Source organism: Pseudohaliea sp., assembly GCF_054552115.1.
Map to the genome: position 1 here is coordinate 1 of NZ_JBTOLW010000018.1, position 17555 is coordinate 17555.

The 17555-nt window shown below is 65.5% G+C and carries 15 protein-coding genes and 1 tRNA gene; 3 read left to right on the forward strand and 13 right to left on the reverse strand.

Going from position 1 to position 17555, the window contains the following annotated elements; translation table 11 throughout:
* Positions 1-162: 162 nt before the first annotated feature.
* The gene (locus tag ACX93N_RS09990; RefSeq protein ID WP_459428273.1) at positions 163-528 is read right to left on the reverse strand and encodes a hypothetical protein; all 366 of its coding nucleotides are present in this window, start codon (positions 526-528) and stop codon (positions 163-165) included.
* A 539-nt stretch (positions 529-1067) separates the two neighbouring features.
* A tRNA-Arg gene (locus ACX93N_RS09995) sits at positions 1068-1144 on the reverse strand.
* A gap of 119 nt (positions 1145-1263) precedes the next feature.
* Between ACX93N_RS09995 and ACX93N_RS10000 the strand changes: the two genes are divergently transcribed.
* Positions 1264-2385 (forward strand): PilT/PilU family type 4a pilus ATPase, encoded by a 1122-nt coding sequence (locus ACX93N_RS10000; RefSeq protein ID WP_459428274.1) that lies wholly within the window; start codon positions 1264-1266, stop codon positions 2383-2385.
* 18 nt (positions 2386-2403) lie between these two features.
* Here the strand turns inward: ACX93N_RS10000 and ACX93N_RS10005 are convergent, their stop codons facing one another.
* From ACX93N_RS10005 to ACX93N_RS10025, 5 genes are all read right to left on the reverse strand, one after another.
* Complete coding sequence (locus ACX93N_RS10005; RefSeq protein WP_459428275.1) at positions 2404-3411, reverse strand: zinc-dependent alcohol dehydrogenase family protein; 1008 nt, start codon at positions 3409-3411, stop codon at positions 2404-2406.
* Between the two features lie 34 nt (positions 3412-3445).
* Positions 3446-4726, reverse strand: a complete 1281-nt coding sequence (locus tag ACX93N_RS10010) for an acetyl-CoA hydrolase/transferase family protein (protein ID WP_459428276.1) — start codon at positions 4724-4726, stop codon at positions 3446-3448.
* 79 nt (positions 4727-4805) lie between these two features.
* A complete protein-coding gene (locus tag ACX93N_RS10015) occupies positions 4806-5243 on the reverse strand; it encodes a DUF3429 domain-containing protein (protein WP_459428277.1) in 438 nt (145 codons plus the stop codon).
* On the reverse strand, positions 5237-5785 hold the full coding sequence (locus tag ACX93N_RS10020; RefSeq protein WP_459428278.1) for a DUF3833 domain-containing protein: 549 nt from the start codon (positions 5783-5785) through the stop codon (positions 5237-5239). Before ACX93N_RS10020 ends, ACX93N_RS10015 begins: the two co-directional genes overlap by 7 nt.
* 163 nt (positions 5786-5948) lie before the next feature.
* Entirely contained in the window at positions 5949-6329 is a 381-nt protein-coding gene (locus ACX93N_RS10025; protein ID WP_459428279.1) for a hypothetical protein, read from the reverse strand.
* Positions 6330-6490: 161 nt separating this feature from the next.
* On the opposite strand from ACX93N_RS10025, the gene ACX93N_RS10030 reads away from it, so the two are divergent.
* Positions 6491-7747 carry a cytochrome P450 gene (locus tag ACX93N_RS10030; RefSeq protein ID WP_459428280.1) on the forward strand — a complete coding sequence of 419 codons (1257 nt, stop codon included), beginning with the start codon at positions 6491-6493 and terminating at the stop codon, positions 7745-7747.
* Between the two features lie 6 nt (positions 7748-7753).
* Here ACX93N_RS10030 and arsH read toward each other — a convergent pair whose 3' ends face one another.
* The 6 genes from arsH to ACX93N_RS10060 form a co-directional block, all read right to left on the reverse strand.
* A complete protein-coding gene (gene arsH / locus ACX93N_RS10035) occupies positions 7754-8467 on the reverse strand; it encodes an arsenical resistance protein ArsH (RefSeq protein WP_459428281.1) in 714 nt (237 codons plus the stop codon).
* Positions 8464-9498: an ACR3 family arsenite efflux transporter gene (arsB, locus tag ACX93N_RS10040; protein ID WP_459428282.1), complete on the reverse strand. Its 1035-nt coding sequence runs from the start codon at positions 9496-9498 to the stop codon at positions 8464-8466. Before arsB ends, arsH begins: the two co-directional genes overlap by 4 nt.
* 4 nt (positions 9499-9502) lie before the next feature.
* Positions 9503-9994 carry an arsenate reductase ArsC gene (locus ACX93N_RS10045; protein WP_459428283.1) on the reverse strand — a complete coding sequence of 164 codons (492 nt, stop codon included), beginning with the start codon at positions 9992-9994 and terminating at the stop codon, positions 9503-9505.
* Entirely contained in the window at positions 9987-10343 is a 357-nt protein-coding gene (locus ACX93N_RS10050; protein ID WP_459428284.1) for a metalloregulator ArsR/SmtB family transcription factor, read from the reverse strand. Before ACX93N_RS10050 ends, ACX93N_RS10045 begins: the two co-directional genes overlap by 8 nt.
* A 112-nt stretch (positions 10344-10455) precedes the next feature.
* On the reverse strand, positions 10456-13122 hold the full coding sequence (locus ACX93N_RS10055; protein WP_459428285.1) for a TonB-dependent receptor domain-containing protein: 2667 nt from the start codon (positions 13120-13122) through the stop codon (positions 10456-10458).
* A 124-nt stretch (positions 13123-13246) separates the two neighbouring features.
* Positions 13247-17071 (reverse strand): hypothetical protein, encoded by a 3825-nt coding sequence (locus tag ACX93N_RS10060; RefSeq protein ID WP_459428286.1) that lies wholly within the window; start codon positions 17069-17071, stop codon positions 13247-13249.
* A 262-nt stretch (positions 17072-17333) separates the two neighbouring features.
* On the opposite strand from ACX93N_RS10060, the gene ACX93N_RS10065 reads away from it, so the two are divergent.
* Positions 17334-17525, forward strand: coding sequence for a hypothetical protein (locus ACX93N_RS10065; protein WP_459428287.1), 192 nt, complete (start codon positions 17334-17336; stop codon positions 17523-17525).
* The last annotated feature ends 30 nt before the right edge of the window (positions 17526-17555 follow it).

The window sequence follows — 17555 nt, forward strand, 5'->3', positions numbered from 1 at the left end:
CTACAGCCTGAATCACACCCAGCCGATCCACCTCCCGCCTGCTCATGGTAATGCGCTCCGTCACCATGCCCCTCCAAAAACCAAAAAGGGGACATTTTAAAATTGGGCAGAGGGGACATTACTGCTTTGGGCTAACAATCTTCGTCATGTCTGCCCACTCCTTTACGCCACGTTGTCGTAGGCTCTGAGATGAGCCTCGCATTCGTTTTTCGGGCGAAAGCCAGGAGCAATCGGGATGTGGCGATCAGGATCGCGAACGTCGTGCCAGCGGCCGTTGGCGTCCTTGAGGATCAGCAGGTTCACGTGGTCCTCGAACATGTCGCGGTCCCACGTGTAGACCGGGCACCTACCCGATCCCTGGTTCATCTGTGGAGGAAGGATGTTCCCGTTGTGCAGCAGCTTGTAGAACGAGCGACGGGAAAGCTCGGAGTTGTCTCCAACTTGGGCAGCTTTTGCGAGCTGGCTGGCTACAACACGCTTTGGGAGGGCGTCAAAATCAATGAGCCCAAAATCAATTGCCTTATACATGGTCGGCACCTTTGGCAAGTCAGCACTCCGATACGGGACCACGCTGTGGTGCCCAGTACCGTCGCGTTAGCGGAGTCGCCCCGAAACGCTATGACTTGCCTGCCGATCTCTACCCTTCCGCACCGGTTGTAACGGCACTTGGGTAACTATTGGTTCCGAATCCTAGCTGCGACGTAATTCTCTCAAGGCAGATGGCACTAGGATCGACTTGCCAATAGGCTTTACTTGATTGCTTTCTTCATCACGCGACAAATATACCTCGCGCTTTCTTATTTCTGAAGGCGCCCAAGCCGCGCCTGACAACATGGCCTGATTCTCAACCGTGACCGCTCAGGTCGCGGATCGCGGGGCTCGACGAGCGATCCACCACGACCCAACTAGGATACCACGGCGACGCACCCCGCGTCTATTTGGGTTTATACATTCGGCAAGGATTTCAAACAGTTAGGGGCGACGTGGCGCGGGCCCAAAGTGTCTACCGGGGGGTGCTACGATGGCTTCGAGGGCCTAGAGCCCGCGTCACGCGGGCCCCCGAGATATGGTCCGCCTGGCAGGAGTCGAACCTGCGACCTGCCGCTTAGGAGGCGGCTGCTCTATCCTGCTGAGCTACAGGCGGAAACCTGCGATTATTTCCGCTGCAGGATGAGAGTACAAGGGCGCGCGGGCCGACAGGGCGCTTTTACCGGTCCGCTGCGGGTGCGATACTCCCGGGGGACCCGTCATGAGGATCACAGGATGTCGGACACGGACCTCGAGATTGCCCCCTACCTCGCCCTCATGGTGAACAAGGAAGGCGAGGACATGTACCTCCACTCTGGCGCCAAGATACTCATCAAGGGGCCCTTCGGCTTCGCCTGGATCGGCGAGCGCCTTGTTGCCGGGCAGGTGGACCGCATCTTCCGCTCCCTCACCTCGGACCGGAAGATCATGGAGTTCGAGGAAAACGGCGAGGTGGATTTCAGCGTCGGCGTGCCGAACCTGGGACGCTTCCGGGCCGCCGCGTTCCGCCAGCGGGGCGAGACCTCAATGGTTTTCCGCTACGTGCGCAACGAGATACCCAGCGTCGAGGAACTGGGCCTGCCCCCGGTACTGAACGACCTGGTGATGGAGAAGAACGGCCTCATCGTGGTCGTCGGCGCCACGGGATCGGGCAAGTCGACCTCCCTCGCGGCCATGATCGACCACCGCAACTCGAATGCGGCCGGGCACATCATCACGCTGGAGGACCCGATCGAGTACCTGCACGAACACAAGCGGTCCGTGGTCGCCCAGCGCGAGATCGGTGTGGACACGGAGAGCTTCAGCACCGGCATCCGCTCGGCCATGCGCTCGGCGCCGAACGTGATCCTCCTCGGTGAGATCCGGGACCTGGAAAGCATGGAGTACGCCCTCAAGTTCGCCAACACCGGGCACCTCTGTCTCACGACCCTGCACGCCAACAATGCGGTCTCGGCGCTCGAGCGGATGCTGACCTTCTTCCCCTCGGAGGACCAGGCCAACGAGACCATCCGCGTCGCACAGAACCTGCGCGCCATCATTTCCCAGCGCCTCGTGCCCACGGTAGGCGGCGGCAAGTGTGCGGCCATGGAGGTGATGATCAACACGCCCCGGGTCCAGGACCTGATCACCAAGCAGGACTTCTCGGAGCTCCGCGACACCATGGCCCAGGGCGGCAAGTACCAGATGCGCACCTTCGACCAGGCGCTCATCGAGCTCTACGAGAAAGGCAAGATCAGCGCCGAGACGGCTATCGAGTACGCCGATTCGAAGAACAACGTGTCGCTGCACATCCGCCTGAACAAGGGCGACGCCTTCGACAATATCGACCTCGAGCTCGACGAGATCGACCGGAAATAGGCGCCGCCACCTCGGGGCTCAGCCCATGGTGATGCAGACCTTGCCGAAGTGCGCCTGCGCTTCCTGGTGCCGGAAGGCGCCCGCCAGGTCCTCGAGGGGGTAACTGCTGTCGATCACCGGGTGCAGGTCCGCCGCCTCGATCGCCCTGACCATGTCGGCCTGGGCCTGCTGGCTGCCTACGGTAATCCCGGCGATCCGGGCGTTTTTCTGGAACATGGCCGCCAGCGGGACCTCGCCGGCGACGCCGGTAAGCACCCCGATCATGGCGATGCAGCCCCCGAAGCCCACGGCCCGTACCGACTCGCCGATGGTTCCGGGCCCGCCGACCTCCACGACCAGTTCGACACCGCGCCCCCCGGTGAGCTTTTCCACCGCCTTGCCCCACTTCGGCTCCTTGCGGTAGTTGATCAGGTGCTCGGCGCCCAGGGCGCCGAGGCGCTCGAGCTTCTCGTCGGAAGAGGACGTGGCGATCACCCGGCAGCCGATCATGCGGGCGAACTGCAGCGCGAACACGCTGACCCCGCCGGAGCCCTGCACGAGCACCCAGTCGCCGGGCTTGAGGCGCGTCTCCACGAACAGTGCCCGCCAGGCGGTGAGGGCCGCACAGGGAAGCGTTGCCGCCTCGGCAAAGTCGAGGTTCGCCGGCATGGGCCCGAAGGCGGCTTCCGCCATGGTCACCGAGCCGGCGGCGAAGCCGTCGACGTGATCGCCGGGTACCCCGACGAGCTTGTCCATGGTGGCCGTACCGTCGACCCAGCCCGGGAAGAAATGGCTGATCACCCGGTCGCCGGCCTGGAAACGGCTGACACCCTCCCCCACGGCCGTGATCGTGCCCGCGCAGTCCGAGAGCGGCACGCGCCCCGGGGCCGTGGGGATCAGCCCGGTCACGACGACGTAGTCGTGGAAGTTCAGGGAACTGGCCGCGACCTCGACCTGCACCTCACCCGGTCCCGGCGGCCGGGGCTCGGCCGTATCGAGGGCGAGGCTGTCGAGGCCGGCGGGTTCACCAAGGCGCATCACGTGCATGGACATCTCCTGTTGGCGTTTTTCGAGAGTTGTGTCAAAGGCTGAGCTTCAGATCATCGCGAGCCTCGCGGGCGAGGGTCTCGCGGAAATCCGGGTGGGCGATGGCAATCAGGTCCCGGGCGCGCTCGCGCAGGGAGCGCCCGCGCATCTCGGCGACACCGTACTCGGTCACGACGAAGTCCACCTGGGCGCGCGTCGTCACCACGCCGGCGCCGGCGGCAAGGCTTGAGACGAGCCGCGTCGACGTCCCGCCCCGGGCCGTGCTCGGCAGGGCAATGATGCTCTTGCCCTGCTCCGAGTAGGTCGCACCGAGCACGAAGTCCACCTGGCCACCCACGCCGGAATAGATGCGATGGCCGATGGAATCGGCGCAGACCTGCCCGGTAAGGTCAATCTGCAGCGCGCTGTTGATGGAGGTGACCCGCGGGTTCTTGGCGATAACGGTGGGGTTGTTGACGAACTCCACGTCGAGAAAGGCCACCTGCGGGTTGTCGTGCACGAAGTCGTAGAGCGCGGCGCCGCCCATGGCGAAGCTGGTCACCGTGCGGCCGCGGCCGATGCGCTTGGCGCTGTTGTCGATCACACCGCTGTCGATCAGCGGCAGCACCCCGTCGGAGAACATCTCCGTATGGATGCCGAGGTGCCGGTGGTCACCGAGGCAGCGCAGGGCCGCGTCCGGGATCGCGCCGATGCCCATCTGCAGGCAGGCACCGTCCTCGACCAGCGAGGCGACATTGGCACCGATGCGGCTTTCCACTGCCGAAGCCTTGCGGTCACCCACGATGAGCAGCGGCTCGTCGGACTCGAAGGCCGTGTGGATCTGGCGCACATTGAGAAAGCTGTCGCCGTGGGTGCGCGGCATGTTCGGGTTGACGTGGGCGATGATGCGGCCGGCCACCTCGCAGGCTGCCGCCGTGGCTTCCACGGAAATGCCCAGCGAGCAGTTGCCGTGGTAGTCCGGCGGCGACACCTGCACCAGCGCCGTGTCCACCCGCTGCTCGCCCTTGCGAAAGAGCTTGGGCAGCTCCGAGAGAAAGAGGGGGATGTAGTCGGCCCTGCCCTGGTTGATCAGCTCCCGGGTCTGCTTGCCGGCAAAGAAGCAGCGATGCCGCAGGTGGCCATTGAGGGACGGGTCGGTCACCGTCTCCGCATGCTCCAGGTGCAACTGCATGAGCGTCAGGTCGCGGCGGGAGCGCGCATGCCCGGCCAGGCCCTCGAGAAGCCGCGTCGGCGTTGCCGCCATCGAATGACACCAGATGAACTCGCCGGACTGGATTTCGTCCAGGGCCTCTTCCGCGCTATCTACCAGCCGCATGACGCCGCGTTCTCCTCGGGGGGACAATGGGGAGCCAACAGTCTAGGGTGCACCGCGGGGCGGCGCAATGGAGCCGGGCCTAGGCCGCGCGCACGACCGTGAGCCCGCCGAGGTAGACGAGATGACAGGCCCCTGCAACGAGCGTGAGCCGCGTGCGCAGACGCCGGTACCAGTCCGCCGGCAGCGTATTGCGCTCGTACCAGAGCTGGGTGAGATGACCGAGCAGGAGAAGGAGCGCAGCGAGCACCGGCTGTGCGGTAAGGAAGGCGAGCACCGCGAAGATCACGACCCCGTTGCTGACCAGGATCCGCGGCGTTCGCTCGCCCGGGGTCACCTGGGGTGCCGAGCCCCAGAGCGTCCCCGCCAGGAAGCAGAGGATGGCGAGGGAATAGACCAGGAAGCCCTGCTGCGCGAAGGCGTGCGGGTAGTCACGAAGGACCCAGACACCGCCGGCACCGGCGAGGAATGGCAACAGGCCGGCATAGCCCAGGCTGCTCGCGAGGCGCCGGTTCACCATCCCTCCGCCTCCCCGACACGCCGGATCACGAGGGTGAGCTCACCCACCCGGAAGCCGAATTTGCGCAGCTCTGACTCATTCAGCAGCGTCTGCTCGTCGATGAGATACATCCGGTCGTCGATCACCACGTCGATGGTGCCGTCGCCCCGGGGCACGCGAAGCACGTAGTCGAGAAACATGGCGTTACCGGCGACGGTGAGTTCGCCCTCCCCTACCACATCACCGGCCGTACCCCGGTAGCGGCCCGGCCCGTCGGGCGTCAGGGTCCAGACCCGGCGGTCCGTCTCGCCGTCATCGAAGACGAAATCCTCCTCGAGGGTTCCCACGCCGTCTTCCCAGTATGCCTTGATGGTCGCCCGGAAGCGCCGTGTAACTTCACCGCCGCGGTTCTTGAGCATGCCGTAGGCGACCAGGTCGCCGTTGAAGAAGCGCTCCGGCACGAGCGCGGGTGTCTCTCCGGCGTAATCCTCGACAGTGACCGAGCCGCAGCCCTGCAGCACGAGTCCAAGGCTGAGTAGCAGGCCGGCAATCATACGGCGCATGAAGGGTCCTCCCGATCGACAAGCAGAAAAAAGCCCGGCCGCGGGGGCCGGGCCAGTAACCATCTGGGGGAAGAGATGGTTCAGGGGGTGGCGGGAAGAAACCCGCCGATGGTAGTTACGTGGCAAGGGGTGGAGCGGATCAGCCGGGCGGCGGCGCCACCGCCTACAGGCGGTAGTTGCTGACCACGAGGCCGGAACAGGCCTGGCTCTGGTTGAAGGCCCGGAGGCGCTCGCTTACCTGGCCCTCGTCGCCGTCGGGGATTCCGAACATGAGGCCGTCGAAGTAGCCGAGAGCCTTGGCGTAGATCACGTCACCCTGGCCCTCGTCGAAGGACTCCAGGGCACCGTCGAGGAGCGTGTTGAAATCGTCTTCGCGCAGGTAGCCGAGGGCGTCCTGGGCCAGGATGCAGGTAACCTCCCGCGCGGCGACGAACTCGTCGGGGCCGAGGGACAGCGCCCGCGCGCCCTGGGCCAGGAACAGGCCGAGGGCGATGGCGGCGAGCGGGGCCAGCGCGCGGCCCGGAAAAAGGCTGAAAGTCATCATGGCGCGGACTGTACGCGATCAACGTGACAGATTTGTGACAATTCCGGGTCACGAGCCAGGGGCATCGCCGACTCCCGGCACGGATACCGGCAGATGACCCGGCCGCGCCGCTGGCCTACACTCTGGCCGACCCACGGTGAACCGGAGCCAGGAGAATAAGCATGAACGCACCGATCCCCGAGCACGACCCCGCCCAGGTGGATGTCGACCCCTACAGCCTGCCGCTGGAAGCCATCGACGTCGCCAACCCGCACCTCTTTGCCGCCGACCGGCACTGGCCCTGGTTCCAGCGCCTGCGCGACGAGGCCCCGGTGCACTACTGCGCCGACAGCGCCTTCGGCCCCTACTGGTCCGTGACCCGCTACGACGACATCATGCAGGTGGATACCTCGCACGAGATCTTCTCCTCCGAGCCCGCGATCACCATCCGCGACGCCGAGGACGACTTTCCGCTGCCCATGTTCATCGCCATGGACCGGCCCAGGCACGACGAGCAGCGGGGCACCGTCAGCCCGGCCGTAGGCGTGAAGGCCCTGGCCGGCTTCGAGCCGATCATCCGCGAGCGCACCATCGACGTGCTGGAGTCGCTTCCGGTCGGCGAGACCTTCAACTGGGTGGACCGGGTGTCCATCGAGCTGACCACGCGCATGCTTGCCACCCTCTTCGACTTTCCCTTCGAGGAGCGCCGCAAGCTCACCCACTGGTCTGATGTGGCCGTCGCGACACCGGGCATGGGGCTCATCGACAGCGAGGATGAGCGGCGCGCGCACATGCTCGACTGCCTCGTCTACTTCCAGGGGCTCTGGGAGGAGCGCGCGAGCGCCCCGGAGAAAAACGACTTCATCTCCATGCTCGCCCACGGCGAATCCACCCGCGACATGCCCGCGGAGGAATACCTCGGCAACCTCCTGCTGCTCATCGTGGGCGGCAACGACACCACGCGCAGCACCATGAGCGCGAGCGTGCTCTGCCTGCATGACAACCCGGACGAGTTCGCAAAGCTCACGGCGGACCAGTCGCTGATCCCCGCCATGGTCTCCGAGACCATCCGCTGGCAGACGCCGCTCGCGCACATGCGCCGGCGGGCGAAGGTCGATACGGAGCTGGGCGGGCAGACGATCCGCGCGGGCGACAAGGTCGTGATGTGGTACGTCTCCGGCAACCGCGACGAGCGCATGTTCGACGACCCGGGCGCCTTCCGCATCGAGCGCGAGAACGTGCGCAAGCACATCGCCTTCGGTTTCGGCATTCACCGCTGCATGGGCAACCGGCTGGCCGAGCTGCAGTTGCGCATCCTCTGGGAGGAGATCCTCGCCCGCTTCGAGCGCATCGAGGTCGTGGGCCCGCCGGTGCGCACGCCCTCGGTCTTTGTGAAAGGCTACACGGAGCTCCCGGTCAGGGTTGTGCCGAAGGGCTAGTGCTGGCTAGAGACTGCGCTGGTTGACGCGCCGGGACAGCTCCTCGGCGCTCTCCACCCGCTCCGAGTAGCGGTCAGTCAGATAAGCGGCGGCATCCCGCGTAAGCAGCGTGAACTTCACGAGTTCCTCCATGACATCCACGATACGGTTGTAATAGGCCGAGGGCTTCATCCGGTCCTCCTCGTCGAACTCGAGGAAGGCCTTGGGAATCGACGACTGGTTCGGAATAGTCAGCATGCGCATCCAGCGGCCGAGAATGCGCATCTGGTTCACGGCGTTGAAGGACTGGGAGCCACCGCAGACCTGCATGACCGCGAGGGTCTTGCCCTGCGTGGGCCGCACAGCGCCCAGGCTGAGCGGAATCCAGTCTATCTGCGCCTTCAGGATGCCGGTCATGGCGCCGTGGCGCTCCGGGCTGCTCCAGACCATGCCCTCGCTCCAGGTGGCGAGTTCGCGAAGCTCCTGCACCTTCGGATGGTCCTCCTCAGCACCATCGGGCAGAGGCAGCCCCACCGGGTCGAAGACGCGGGTGTCCGCACCGAGGAGGCGCAGGATGCGCTCGGCCTCGAGCAGGGCGAGGCGGCTGAAGGAGCGGGCGCGCAGGGAGCCGTAGAGCAGCAGGAAGCGCGGCGCATGCGCCGCCCGCGGCGCGCTGACGAGGCGCTCCCGGTCGATGGGCGGGAGTGCCTCGGTCTTCAGGTTCGGCAACGCCGTGTTCATGCCGGCGCCTCCGCGGGAGGAAACCAGTGCCGGGTGCGGTTGGCAAAAGCCACCAGGGACAGCATCACCGGCACTTCCACCAGCACGCCCACCACCGTGGCAAGCGCGGCACCGGACTGCAGCCCGAACAGGGAGATCGCCACTGCCACCGCCAGCTCGAAGAAGTTGGACGTGCCGATCATGCAGGCCGGCGCTGCGATATTGTGCGGCAGGCGCAGGGCTTTAGCCGCCCCGTAGGCCACCGCAAAGATGCCGTAGGTCTGCAACAGCAGTGGAATGGCAATCAGTGCGATAGCCAGGGGCTGCGCCAGGATCGTCTCGGCCTGGAAGCCGAAAAGCAGCACCACCGTGGCCAGGAGACCGGCGATGGAGATCGGCTTCAGCACCGCCAGGAAGTGATTCAGGCGCTCGTGGTTGTCCGCCGAATCGAGCCGGTGGCGCGTGAACACGCCGGCGACGAGGGGCAACAGGACGTAGAGCAGGACGGAAAGCAGCAGCGTCTCCCAGGGCACGGCCACGTCGCTCACCCCGAGCAGGAACGCGGCGATCGGCGCAAAGGCGAAAACCATGATGAGATCGTTCACGGAGACCTGCACCAGGGTGTAGTTGGCATCGCCCTTCGTGAGGTGACTCCAGACAAAGACCATTGCCGTACAGGGCGCGACGCCGAGGAGGATCATGCCGGCGATGTACTGCCCCGCCGTCTGCGGATCAACGAGGTCGGCAAAGATGACCCGGAAGAAGAGCCAGCCCAGGGCTGCCATCGTGAAGGGCTTGATCAGCCAGTTGACCACCAGGGTCAGCGCCAGCCCCCGAGGCCGGCGGCCCACATCGCGGATGGACGAGAAGTCCACCTGCACCATCATCGGGTAGATCATCACCCAGATGAACACGGCGACCGGCAGGTTGACCCGGGCAACCTCCAGGCTGGCGAAGAACTGGAACAGGCCCGGGAAGCTGTTGCCGAGCACCACGCCGGCGATGATGCACAGCCCCACCCAGAGGCTCAGGTAACGCTCGAAGAATCCCATGAGCTCAGTGCTCCTCCCCCGCCAGTGATGAAAGCGCCGCGACGAAACCCGCCGCGTCCAGACCCTCCGGGTCGAGGGCCAGCAGGCGCTGGAGCCGGCCCTCGATCGTCGCGATGACCGCATCGAAGGCCGCGGCCCGCTCGGCATCCGTACCCTCTACCTTCGAGGGATCCGGCAGCCCCCAGTGCACCCGGGGAGCGCGCCCCATCCAGAGCGGGCACGGGTCCCCCGCCGCGCTGTCGCAGACGGTGATCACCGCATTCGGAGCCAGCCCCGCAAAGGCTTCCCAGGACTGGCTCTCGAGCCCGGCCGTGGGAATGTCGCGAGCCTCCAGTGCCGCAAGGGTAGCGGGGTGGACGGCCCCGGCAGGCTGGCTGCCCGCACTGCACGCGCGCAGGCGGCCGCCGGCGAGGTGATTGGCCAGCGCCTCGCAGAGTATGCTGCGGCAGCGGTTGTGCGTGCATACGAAAAGCACGGTCTTCACGGTATCAGCCACAGGCGATGGCTCCTCTCCCGGGTGACGCGGGCAGGCCCGGTGCGCCGTCCAGTCGCTGCCCCATAACGGCAAGCGTGTCGGCTTCGGCTGTGCCGGCCTGCTCGAGGATCGCCAGGGTCCAGGCCGGCAGCGCCGGATGCAGCCGGTAGTAGACCCACTGGCCGCGGCGCTCGTCGGCCAGCAGCTCGCAATAGCGCAGCTGGGCCAGGTGCCGGGAGACCTTGGGCTGGGACTGGTCGAGGGCCGCGACCAGCTCGCAGACGCACAGCTCTCCCCGTTCCTGGAGCAGGAGCATCGCGTACAGCCGGGTGGGCTCGCCGAGGCACTGAAAGAATCGATGTGTGTTCATCGGATGGCTCGTCCGGCAGTTGCGGCCAGTATATTCGTATATTCGTATATGCAAAACCATTGCTGCAAAAAAAGGGGCGGCCGCGCCGCCCCTGAAGTTGAGGACCTCTGCTTCAGAAGTTCGCGCGGATGCCGAACGAGTAGGTGACCCCCAGGTCGTACTTCTCGTAGATCTGACCACCCTGCGTCCACTCGATGGGCTCGTCGAACACGTTCTGGGCCTTGAGCTCCAGCTCGAAGTCCTGGTCCATGAAAGACGACTCCCAGCGGAACAGCAGGTCGAGGCGACCACGGGCCTCCTGGATCACGTCGGGCGCGTTGATGGCGCCCACCAGGGCGATGTACTCGCCGGTGTAGTTGTAGGCCACGGAAGCGGTGATACCGCGGTACTCGTCCTCGTAGGACAGCAGGATGTTGCCCAGCCAGTCCGCCTGCCCCGTCAGCGGGCGCTCGTTGGCGAAGAGCCGGCCGATCTGCCGGCCGCCGGTGATCGGGACGTCCGCCGCCGTTTCACCCTCACCCAGGAGCGTGACCTCCGAGTCGATGTAGGAGATGTTGGCGGACAGCACGAAGTTGTCCCACCAGGCATCGTTCCAGCCCTCGCTGTCCAGGTCGAACCAGTCGGAGATGAGCAGATCCTTGCGGAAGTCGTACTCGATCCCGGACAGTTCCGCTTCCTCGGCGTTGAACCAGGTGAAGATGTCGTTCTGCGCCTGGATGAGTGCCTGCTCGATCGGGTCACTGAACTCCTTGTAAAACAGGCCGAGGGACATGCTGTCCGCTGCACCGAAGTACCACTCCCAGCGGAAGTCGTAGTTGGTGAGTTCGGCCTGCTCCAGGAACACGTTGCCGCGGTAGAGCTGGAAGTTCTCCGGGTTACGGATCGTCGTGCCGGTGATTTCCAGCAGGCTGGGCCGGTTCACCGTCTCGGACCAGGCCAGGCGAACCTGCATGTTCTCGATGAACTCGTAGGTCAACGAGGCCGCCGGCAGCCAGTCCTGGTACTCCTGGTTGACCGAATTCTCCGTGCCCTGTTCCGTGTTGCCGCCCCAGGCGTCCGCAAACAGCGTCACGTCCTCATAGCGCACGCCCCCCTGGAGACGCAGCCGATCCGTCAGCTGGGCATCGAACTGCGCGTAGTAGGACTCGTTTTCCTCGCCCGACTCGGCGAAGGGGAAGATCCCCGCCGCGTTGGCCGCACCGGCCGAGAAGTCACGGACTTCCACCCAATCGTTCTGGAAGTTGCGCAGGTCGAAGAGCTGTGTGGGATACTGCAGCGCCACGAAATCGGGAGCGTCGTTGGTCAGATCGAAACGGAACAGCCGCTCCTCGCTTTCCCGGGTACGCTCGTAGTAACCGGCGCCGAAGTTGAAGGACACGTCCACCCCGCCCAGCATCACCGGGACCTTGAAATCAAAGCCGTAATCGCTGAGCGAGTCGTCCAGGCGGGCAAAGTTGCGCTCGGGTGCCTGGAACACCACACGCAGGTCGCCGGCTGCCTGGCGGGACGGGGTGACCACCTCGTCGATGCCGTCCCGGTTTTCCGCGTAGGTGTAGGTCCGGGTGTCCGGTGCGTCGCGGAAGGCGGAGCCGTCGACCAGGCGCCAGTTGAATTCCGCATCATTGAGGGCCGGAATGAAGTGCTCGCCGGCCAGCTGCCAGGTCTCGATCTCGTTCTCGGTCCACTGCAGGCGGACGTTTTCCACCGGCGTCGCGTCGGCAGTGACATCGTCCTCACTCGACAGGCCCTTGGCGAGCTGCGTCTCGTCATCGGTCTGGCGCATGAGCGTGTAGGTCAGCGAGACCGAGTTGTTGTAGTCGAATTCGTAGCCGAGCGTGGCGAACGCGTTCAGCCCGACGCGACGACGGGTGGTGAACTGTTCATAACCCACGGTCTGGTTGGAGCCGCCATCAACACCGGTGAACTCATAGCGACGGTAATCGGTGCTCCGGTTCAGCCAGTTGTTGCTGTACTTGACCGAGCCAATGAAACCGAGGGCCGACTCTTCACCGATCTCCCGGCGAAAACCGAGCTCTGCCTCACCGCCCATGTTCGGCTCTAGCTCTTTCTCGAGAAGGTCCCACTTGTTGTAGAAGCTCGCACCGAGAGCCGCCCGCTCGGGATACTCCGTGGCCTCGAAGGCCTCGCTGGTAAGCTGCTGCACATTCAGGGGGATTTCACGGGTGCCGTCGTCGTAGCCGGAGCCATCCCACTGGCCGCCATCGTAGTGCAGCCCGTCGCCCCCGGTAGTCACGCTGTTACCGCCGAGAGAGAGCTTGATGTTGGCGAAGTTCTCCTGCGGAGTGCTCTTCGTGCGGATATCGATGACACCGCCGCTGAAATCGCCGGGATACTGCGCCGAGAAGGTCTTTTGCACCAGCAGGCTCTCGACGATCTTGTTGGGCACAATGTCCAGCGGCACCGTCTTCTGGAACGGGACCGGGCTGGAAAGGCGCGTCGCGTTCAGCAGTGTCGACGAGTAGCGCTCGCCGAGGCCGCGTACGTAGACGTACTTGCCGCCGACGAGGCTCAGGCCCGTGACCCGCGACAGCGACACGCCGACGCTGGTCTCGCCGAGCTTGGAGAGATCCTCAACGTCGAGAATGTTGGAGATCTCGGAAGTGTCGCGCTTTTCGTCGGGAATGAATTCCCCGAGCACGAAGACTTCCTCGATCTGTCCCGGAGGCGCCACCTGCGGCACGTCCTCCTGGGCCCGGGTCGTACCGGCCAGGCCGGCGACGGCACCGGCAACGGAAAGCGCGAGAATTTTACGTTTCATAATCACCTTTTCGCCTGTTCCACACGCCGCCCAGCGGGCCGGCGCTTCGGTGAAGGGTTCGGCAAGACAACGCCAGGCCCCTTCCGGAACCTGGCGTGTCGTTGCGCTGCCGAGTCACCGGACCTCAGATACCGAAGGTCCAGGTGCCCTTCCAGCTGTCGACGTCCGCACCGATGGTGCTGTTGGCCTCGAAGAAGCCATCCGCGGGCAGCGTGCCGGCCGGGGGCGGGTTGGCGCCTTCGGCCACGTTGCTGCCGTCGAGGAAGCTCTGGATCGCGTCCACGTCGTCGCCTTCGACGTTCGTGGCACAGTCGAGCTGGACACCGTCAAAGGTGATGCCGCTGCCGAGCAGGTTGAGGGACTCACCCTGGATCCGCAGGCAGGTGTCGCCGTTGAGCAGCTGCGAGTTGAAGAGCATCAGGCCGGTGCCGCGGCGCAGGCGCACGGCGCGCTGATCATCGCGGGCCACGATGGTCATGTTGGCGATGCTGGGCATGGAGACCGGCGTGACCAGCTCGTCGCCCTCGCGGTTGTCCGCCTCGATGCCGTTGTCGCCCGTGTCCGTCTGCTCGATGTAGACGTACTGCAGGCGGCCGGTCCAGCCGTCGGTCCAGTCGAGGGAGTCGTCGGCGTGGCCGGTGAGGACCACGTACTTGGCATCCACGGTGCCGCCGAAGAACTCGACACCATCGTCCAGGTTGTTGTGGACCTGGATGTACTCGACCACCGTGCCGGAGCCCACGCCCTGGAAGGCGATGCCGTTCAGCTGGTTCTCCGGATCGACGTTGGAGCCGGCGTACTTGACCACGACGTAGTGCAGCTCACCGCTGGAGTCCGCCGGGTTGTCGCCACCGAAGAGCCCCGAGTTGGCTTCGCCTTCCTTGGTGCACTGGGCAGTACCGCCCTCGATGCCCGCCGGGCAGTCGTTGATCGGTGCGAAGCCGTTGATCACCAGGCCGCCCCACTCACCGCGGGTGGACGGGCCGACCACGCCGTTGATGTCGGAGAGGGAGGTGAAGGTGACCGGCGCCATCGCCGTACCCATGGCGAAGATCTGCGAGCCGCGGCTGACCACCATGAAGTCCTCGGCGTTGCTGCCGATGATCGTGGTACCGGACTCGATGTTCAGCGTCGCGGGCGTGCCCTCGTCGCCGACCAGCACCTTGCCGTCGAGCACGTAGTTGTTGTCGCGGGTCAGCGTCAGCGTACCGGCGATGGTGCCGGAGAGCTGGCAGGCCTGCTTGCCGCCGATGGTGCCAAGATCGCCGGTGCCGGCGGGGCAGCCGAAGCTGACATTACCGTCGGGCATACCCACGGTCCAGCCGCTGGTCCAGTCGTTGGCCGGGTCCTCGACGGCGCCGACGAAGCCGGTGGCGTCGAAGAAGGCGTCACCGGCGAGGTCCGCAGCCGCCGGCGCGCTGGCGCCCTCGGCGACGTTGCTGCTGTCGAGGAAACTCTGCACCGCGTCCACGTCGTCACCCTCGTTCACCGTGGCGCAGTCGAGCGTCACGCCGTCGAAGATGATGCCCGTGCCCAGCTGGTTCAGGGATTCACCCTGGACGCGCAGGCAGCTGTCGCTGCCCCGGACCACGCTGTTGTACAGCTCGAGGCCCGTACCGCGACGCAGGCGAATGCCGCGCTCGGCCGGGTTGCCGTTGATCGTCATGTTGGCGATGCGCGGCAGGGAACGCGGTTCGAGGTTCTCGTCGCCTTCGCGGTTGTCCGCCTCGATGCCGTTGTCGCCGGCGTCGTCAGCCTGGTCGATCACCACGTACTGCAGGGAGCCGGTCCAGCCGTCGGTCCAGTCGAGGGAGTCATCGGCGTTGCCGGTGAGTACCACGTACTTGGCATTCGCCGTGCCGCCGAAGAACTCGACACCGTCGTCCAGGTTGTTGTGCACCTGGATGTGGCTGATTTCCGTGCCGGAACCCACGCCCTGGAAGGCGATGCCGTTCAGCTGGTTCTCCGGATCGACGTTGGAGCCGGCGTACTTGACCACGACGTAGTTCAAGGTACCGCTGTCATCGGCCGGGTCCGCACCGCCGAAGAGGCCGGAGTCGGCTTCACCCTGCTTGGTGCAGGCCTCGGTGCCGCCCGTAGCGCCTTCCGGACAGTCGTTGATCGGCGCGCGGCCGTTGATCACCAGGCCGCCCCAGAGGCCGCGATCCGTCTCGATGTCGGCGGAACCTTCCACGTCGGCGCGGGCCGTCAGCGTGATCGGCGCGGTACGGCTGCCGATGGCCTCGATTTTCGAGCCCTGGGCGATGACCAGGAAGTCGAAGCTCGTGCCGCCGAAGACCGTGGTGCCGGCCTGGATGTTGAGCGTGGCCGGGTTCGCGTCGTCGCCGATGGTGACCTTGCCGTTGAGCTGGTAGAGGTTGTTGGCGGTCAGCGTGAGGTCGCTGGTCACCGTACCCTCGATGTCACAGACGCGCAGGCCGTCGATCGTCTCGTTGGCGTCGGTCGTACCGCTCGGGCAGCCGAAGTCGGGCTGCTCGGTGTTGCTGATGGTGCCGGGGGTAGTCCAGCCGGCCGTCCAGTCGGTGGCGCCGAAAGCGCCCACGAAGGTCGTCGGCTCCAGGCGCGGATCCGCCGGCGTTACCGCCTCGACGTTACCGCCGTTCTGGGACACGTTGGTGGCAGAGTCGAGGTAGGCCTCGACGGCGCCGTCCGCGTCCTCGTCGTGCATGGTCCCGCAGTCGAAGGTCACGCCGGCGAAGGTCAGTTCGGCGCCGAGCAGGTCCCTGGAGGTGCCGTCGACGCGCAGGCAGCGATCGGAGCCGGTGATCAGGCTATTGCTGAGCGCAAGGCCCGTACCGCGCCGGATGCGAAGAGCGCGCTCGGACGGTGCGCCAAAAGCGCTCATGTTCGCGATGGACGGGTTCGAGCGGGGCTCGAGGTTCTCGTCGCCCTCGCGGTTGTCCGCTTCGATGACGTTGTCGGCGGAGTCGGTCTGCTCGACGTAGACGTACTGGATCGCGCCGGTCCAGCCATCGGTCCAGTCGAGGGAGTCATCCGCCGCGCCGGTAACGGCCAGGTACTTGCCGGTCACGGTGCCGCCGAACCACTCGATGCCGTCGTCCAGCGCATTGTGCACCTGTACATACTCGACGACCGTACCGGACCCCACGCCCTGGAAGGCGATGCCGTTCAGCTGGTTTTCCGGGTCAACGTTGGAGCCGGAGTAGCGGACATTGACGTACTTGAGGATGCCGGAGTCGTCTTCAGGATCGGCGCCGCCAAAGGTACCGGAGTTCGCCTCACCTTCCTTGGTGCACCCTTCCGTGCCGCCGGTCTCGCCTTCGGGGCAGTCATTGATGGGGGCAAAGCCGTTGATGACGAGGCCGCCCCAGAGGCCGCGATCATTGTCTTCCACGGTGCCTTCGACGTCAGCGGAGGCGGTGAAGATGATCGGCTGGTCAGCGGTGCCCTCGGCGTCGATGCGGGCGCCCTGGGAAATCACCAGGTACTCGAACTGCGAGCCGCCGGCGATGACTGCACCGGGTGCCATTTCCAGCGTGCCGCCGGTGACGAAGAGGGCGCCGCCGGAGATCTCGAAGATGGCGTCGTTGCCGAGCAGGAGCCCCGTGGGGTCGAGCTGGCCATCGGTGAGCTGCGCCACGTCGATGGTGAAGATCGGCCGGTTGCCGAAGTCACCCGAGGCCGTGCGGCCGGAATCGGTGATCACATCGGCAAGGCCGTCGGGGATCACGGACGGGGTCACCGTGCCGTCGCCGCCGTCGCCACCATCACCGCCGTCGCCGCCGTCGCCGCCATCGCCGCCATCGCCGCCGTCGCCGCCGTCGCCGCCGTCGTCACCGCCACCCTCGACGGGCACTTCTACCACGATGGATCCGGGCGACACATTGTCCGAGGAACCGCCGCAGGCGGCCAGGAGCGACGTGATCGCGAGAACCAGCGTGCGCTGCATGAATCGTTCGCTGAGCATTATCGACCTCTTCAAGTCATGAGTGTGGACACGACAAAACGAGCAGCCAAGCCGCGTTTATCGACCCCCGGCATGCTAGAGAGGCTTTGTTACTAAATTGTTATTTCTATGTGACGTTTCTGTGACAGCCCGCTGCACCCTCCCCCGCAGGTTCCGAGGAAGGCACGGTCACAAAAATTTCAGAATTCCGCCGCTTTTTCTTAACAGACCCCGCGCAGGCTTGTGCCCAACCGATGCCCAACAGCGAGCGAGGGATGTCGCCATGCAGCACGGCAACGCAAACGTCAACCCCGTGGAAAAGCAGCGCCTGCGGGATTCCATCAACCGGGAGATAAACCGCTTCCTGGCAGCCGGCGGCGCCATTACGGTGCTCGAGACGCGCGGCCCCCGGGACCGGGACTACCGCGCCACGGCCTGGCAGAACGGCGACGGTGTCGAAGAGATCCTGGACTGACCGGGCGCTTCCGCCGCCGAGGACACACAA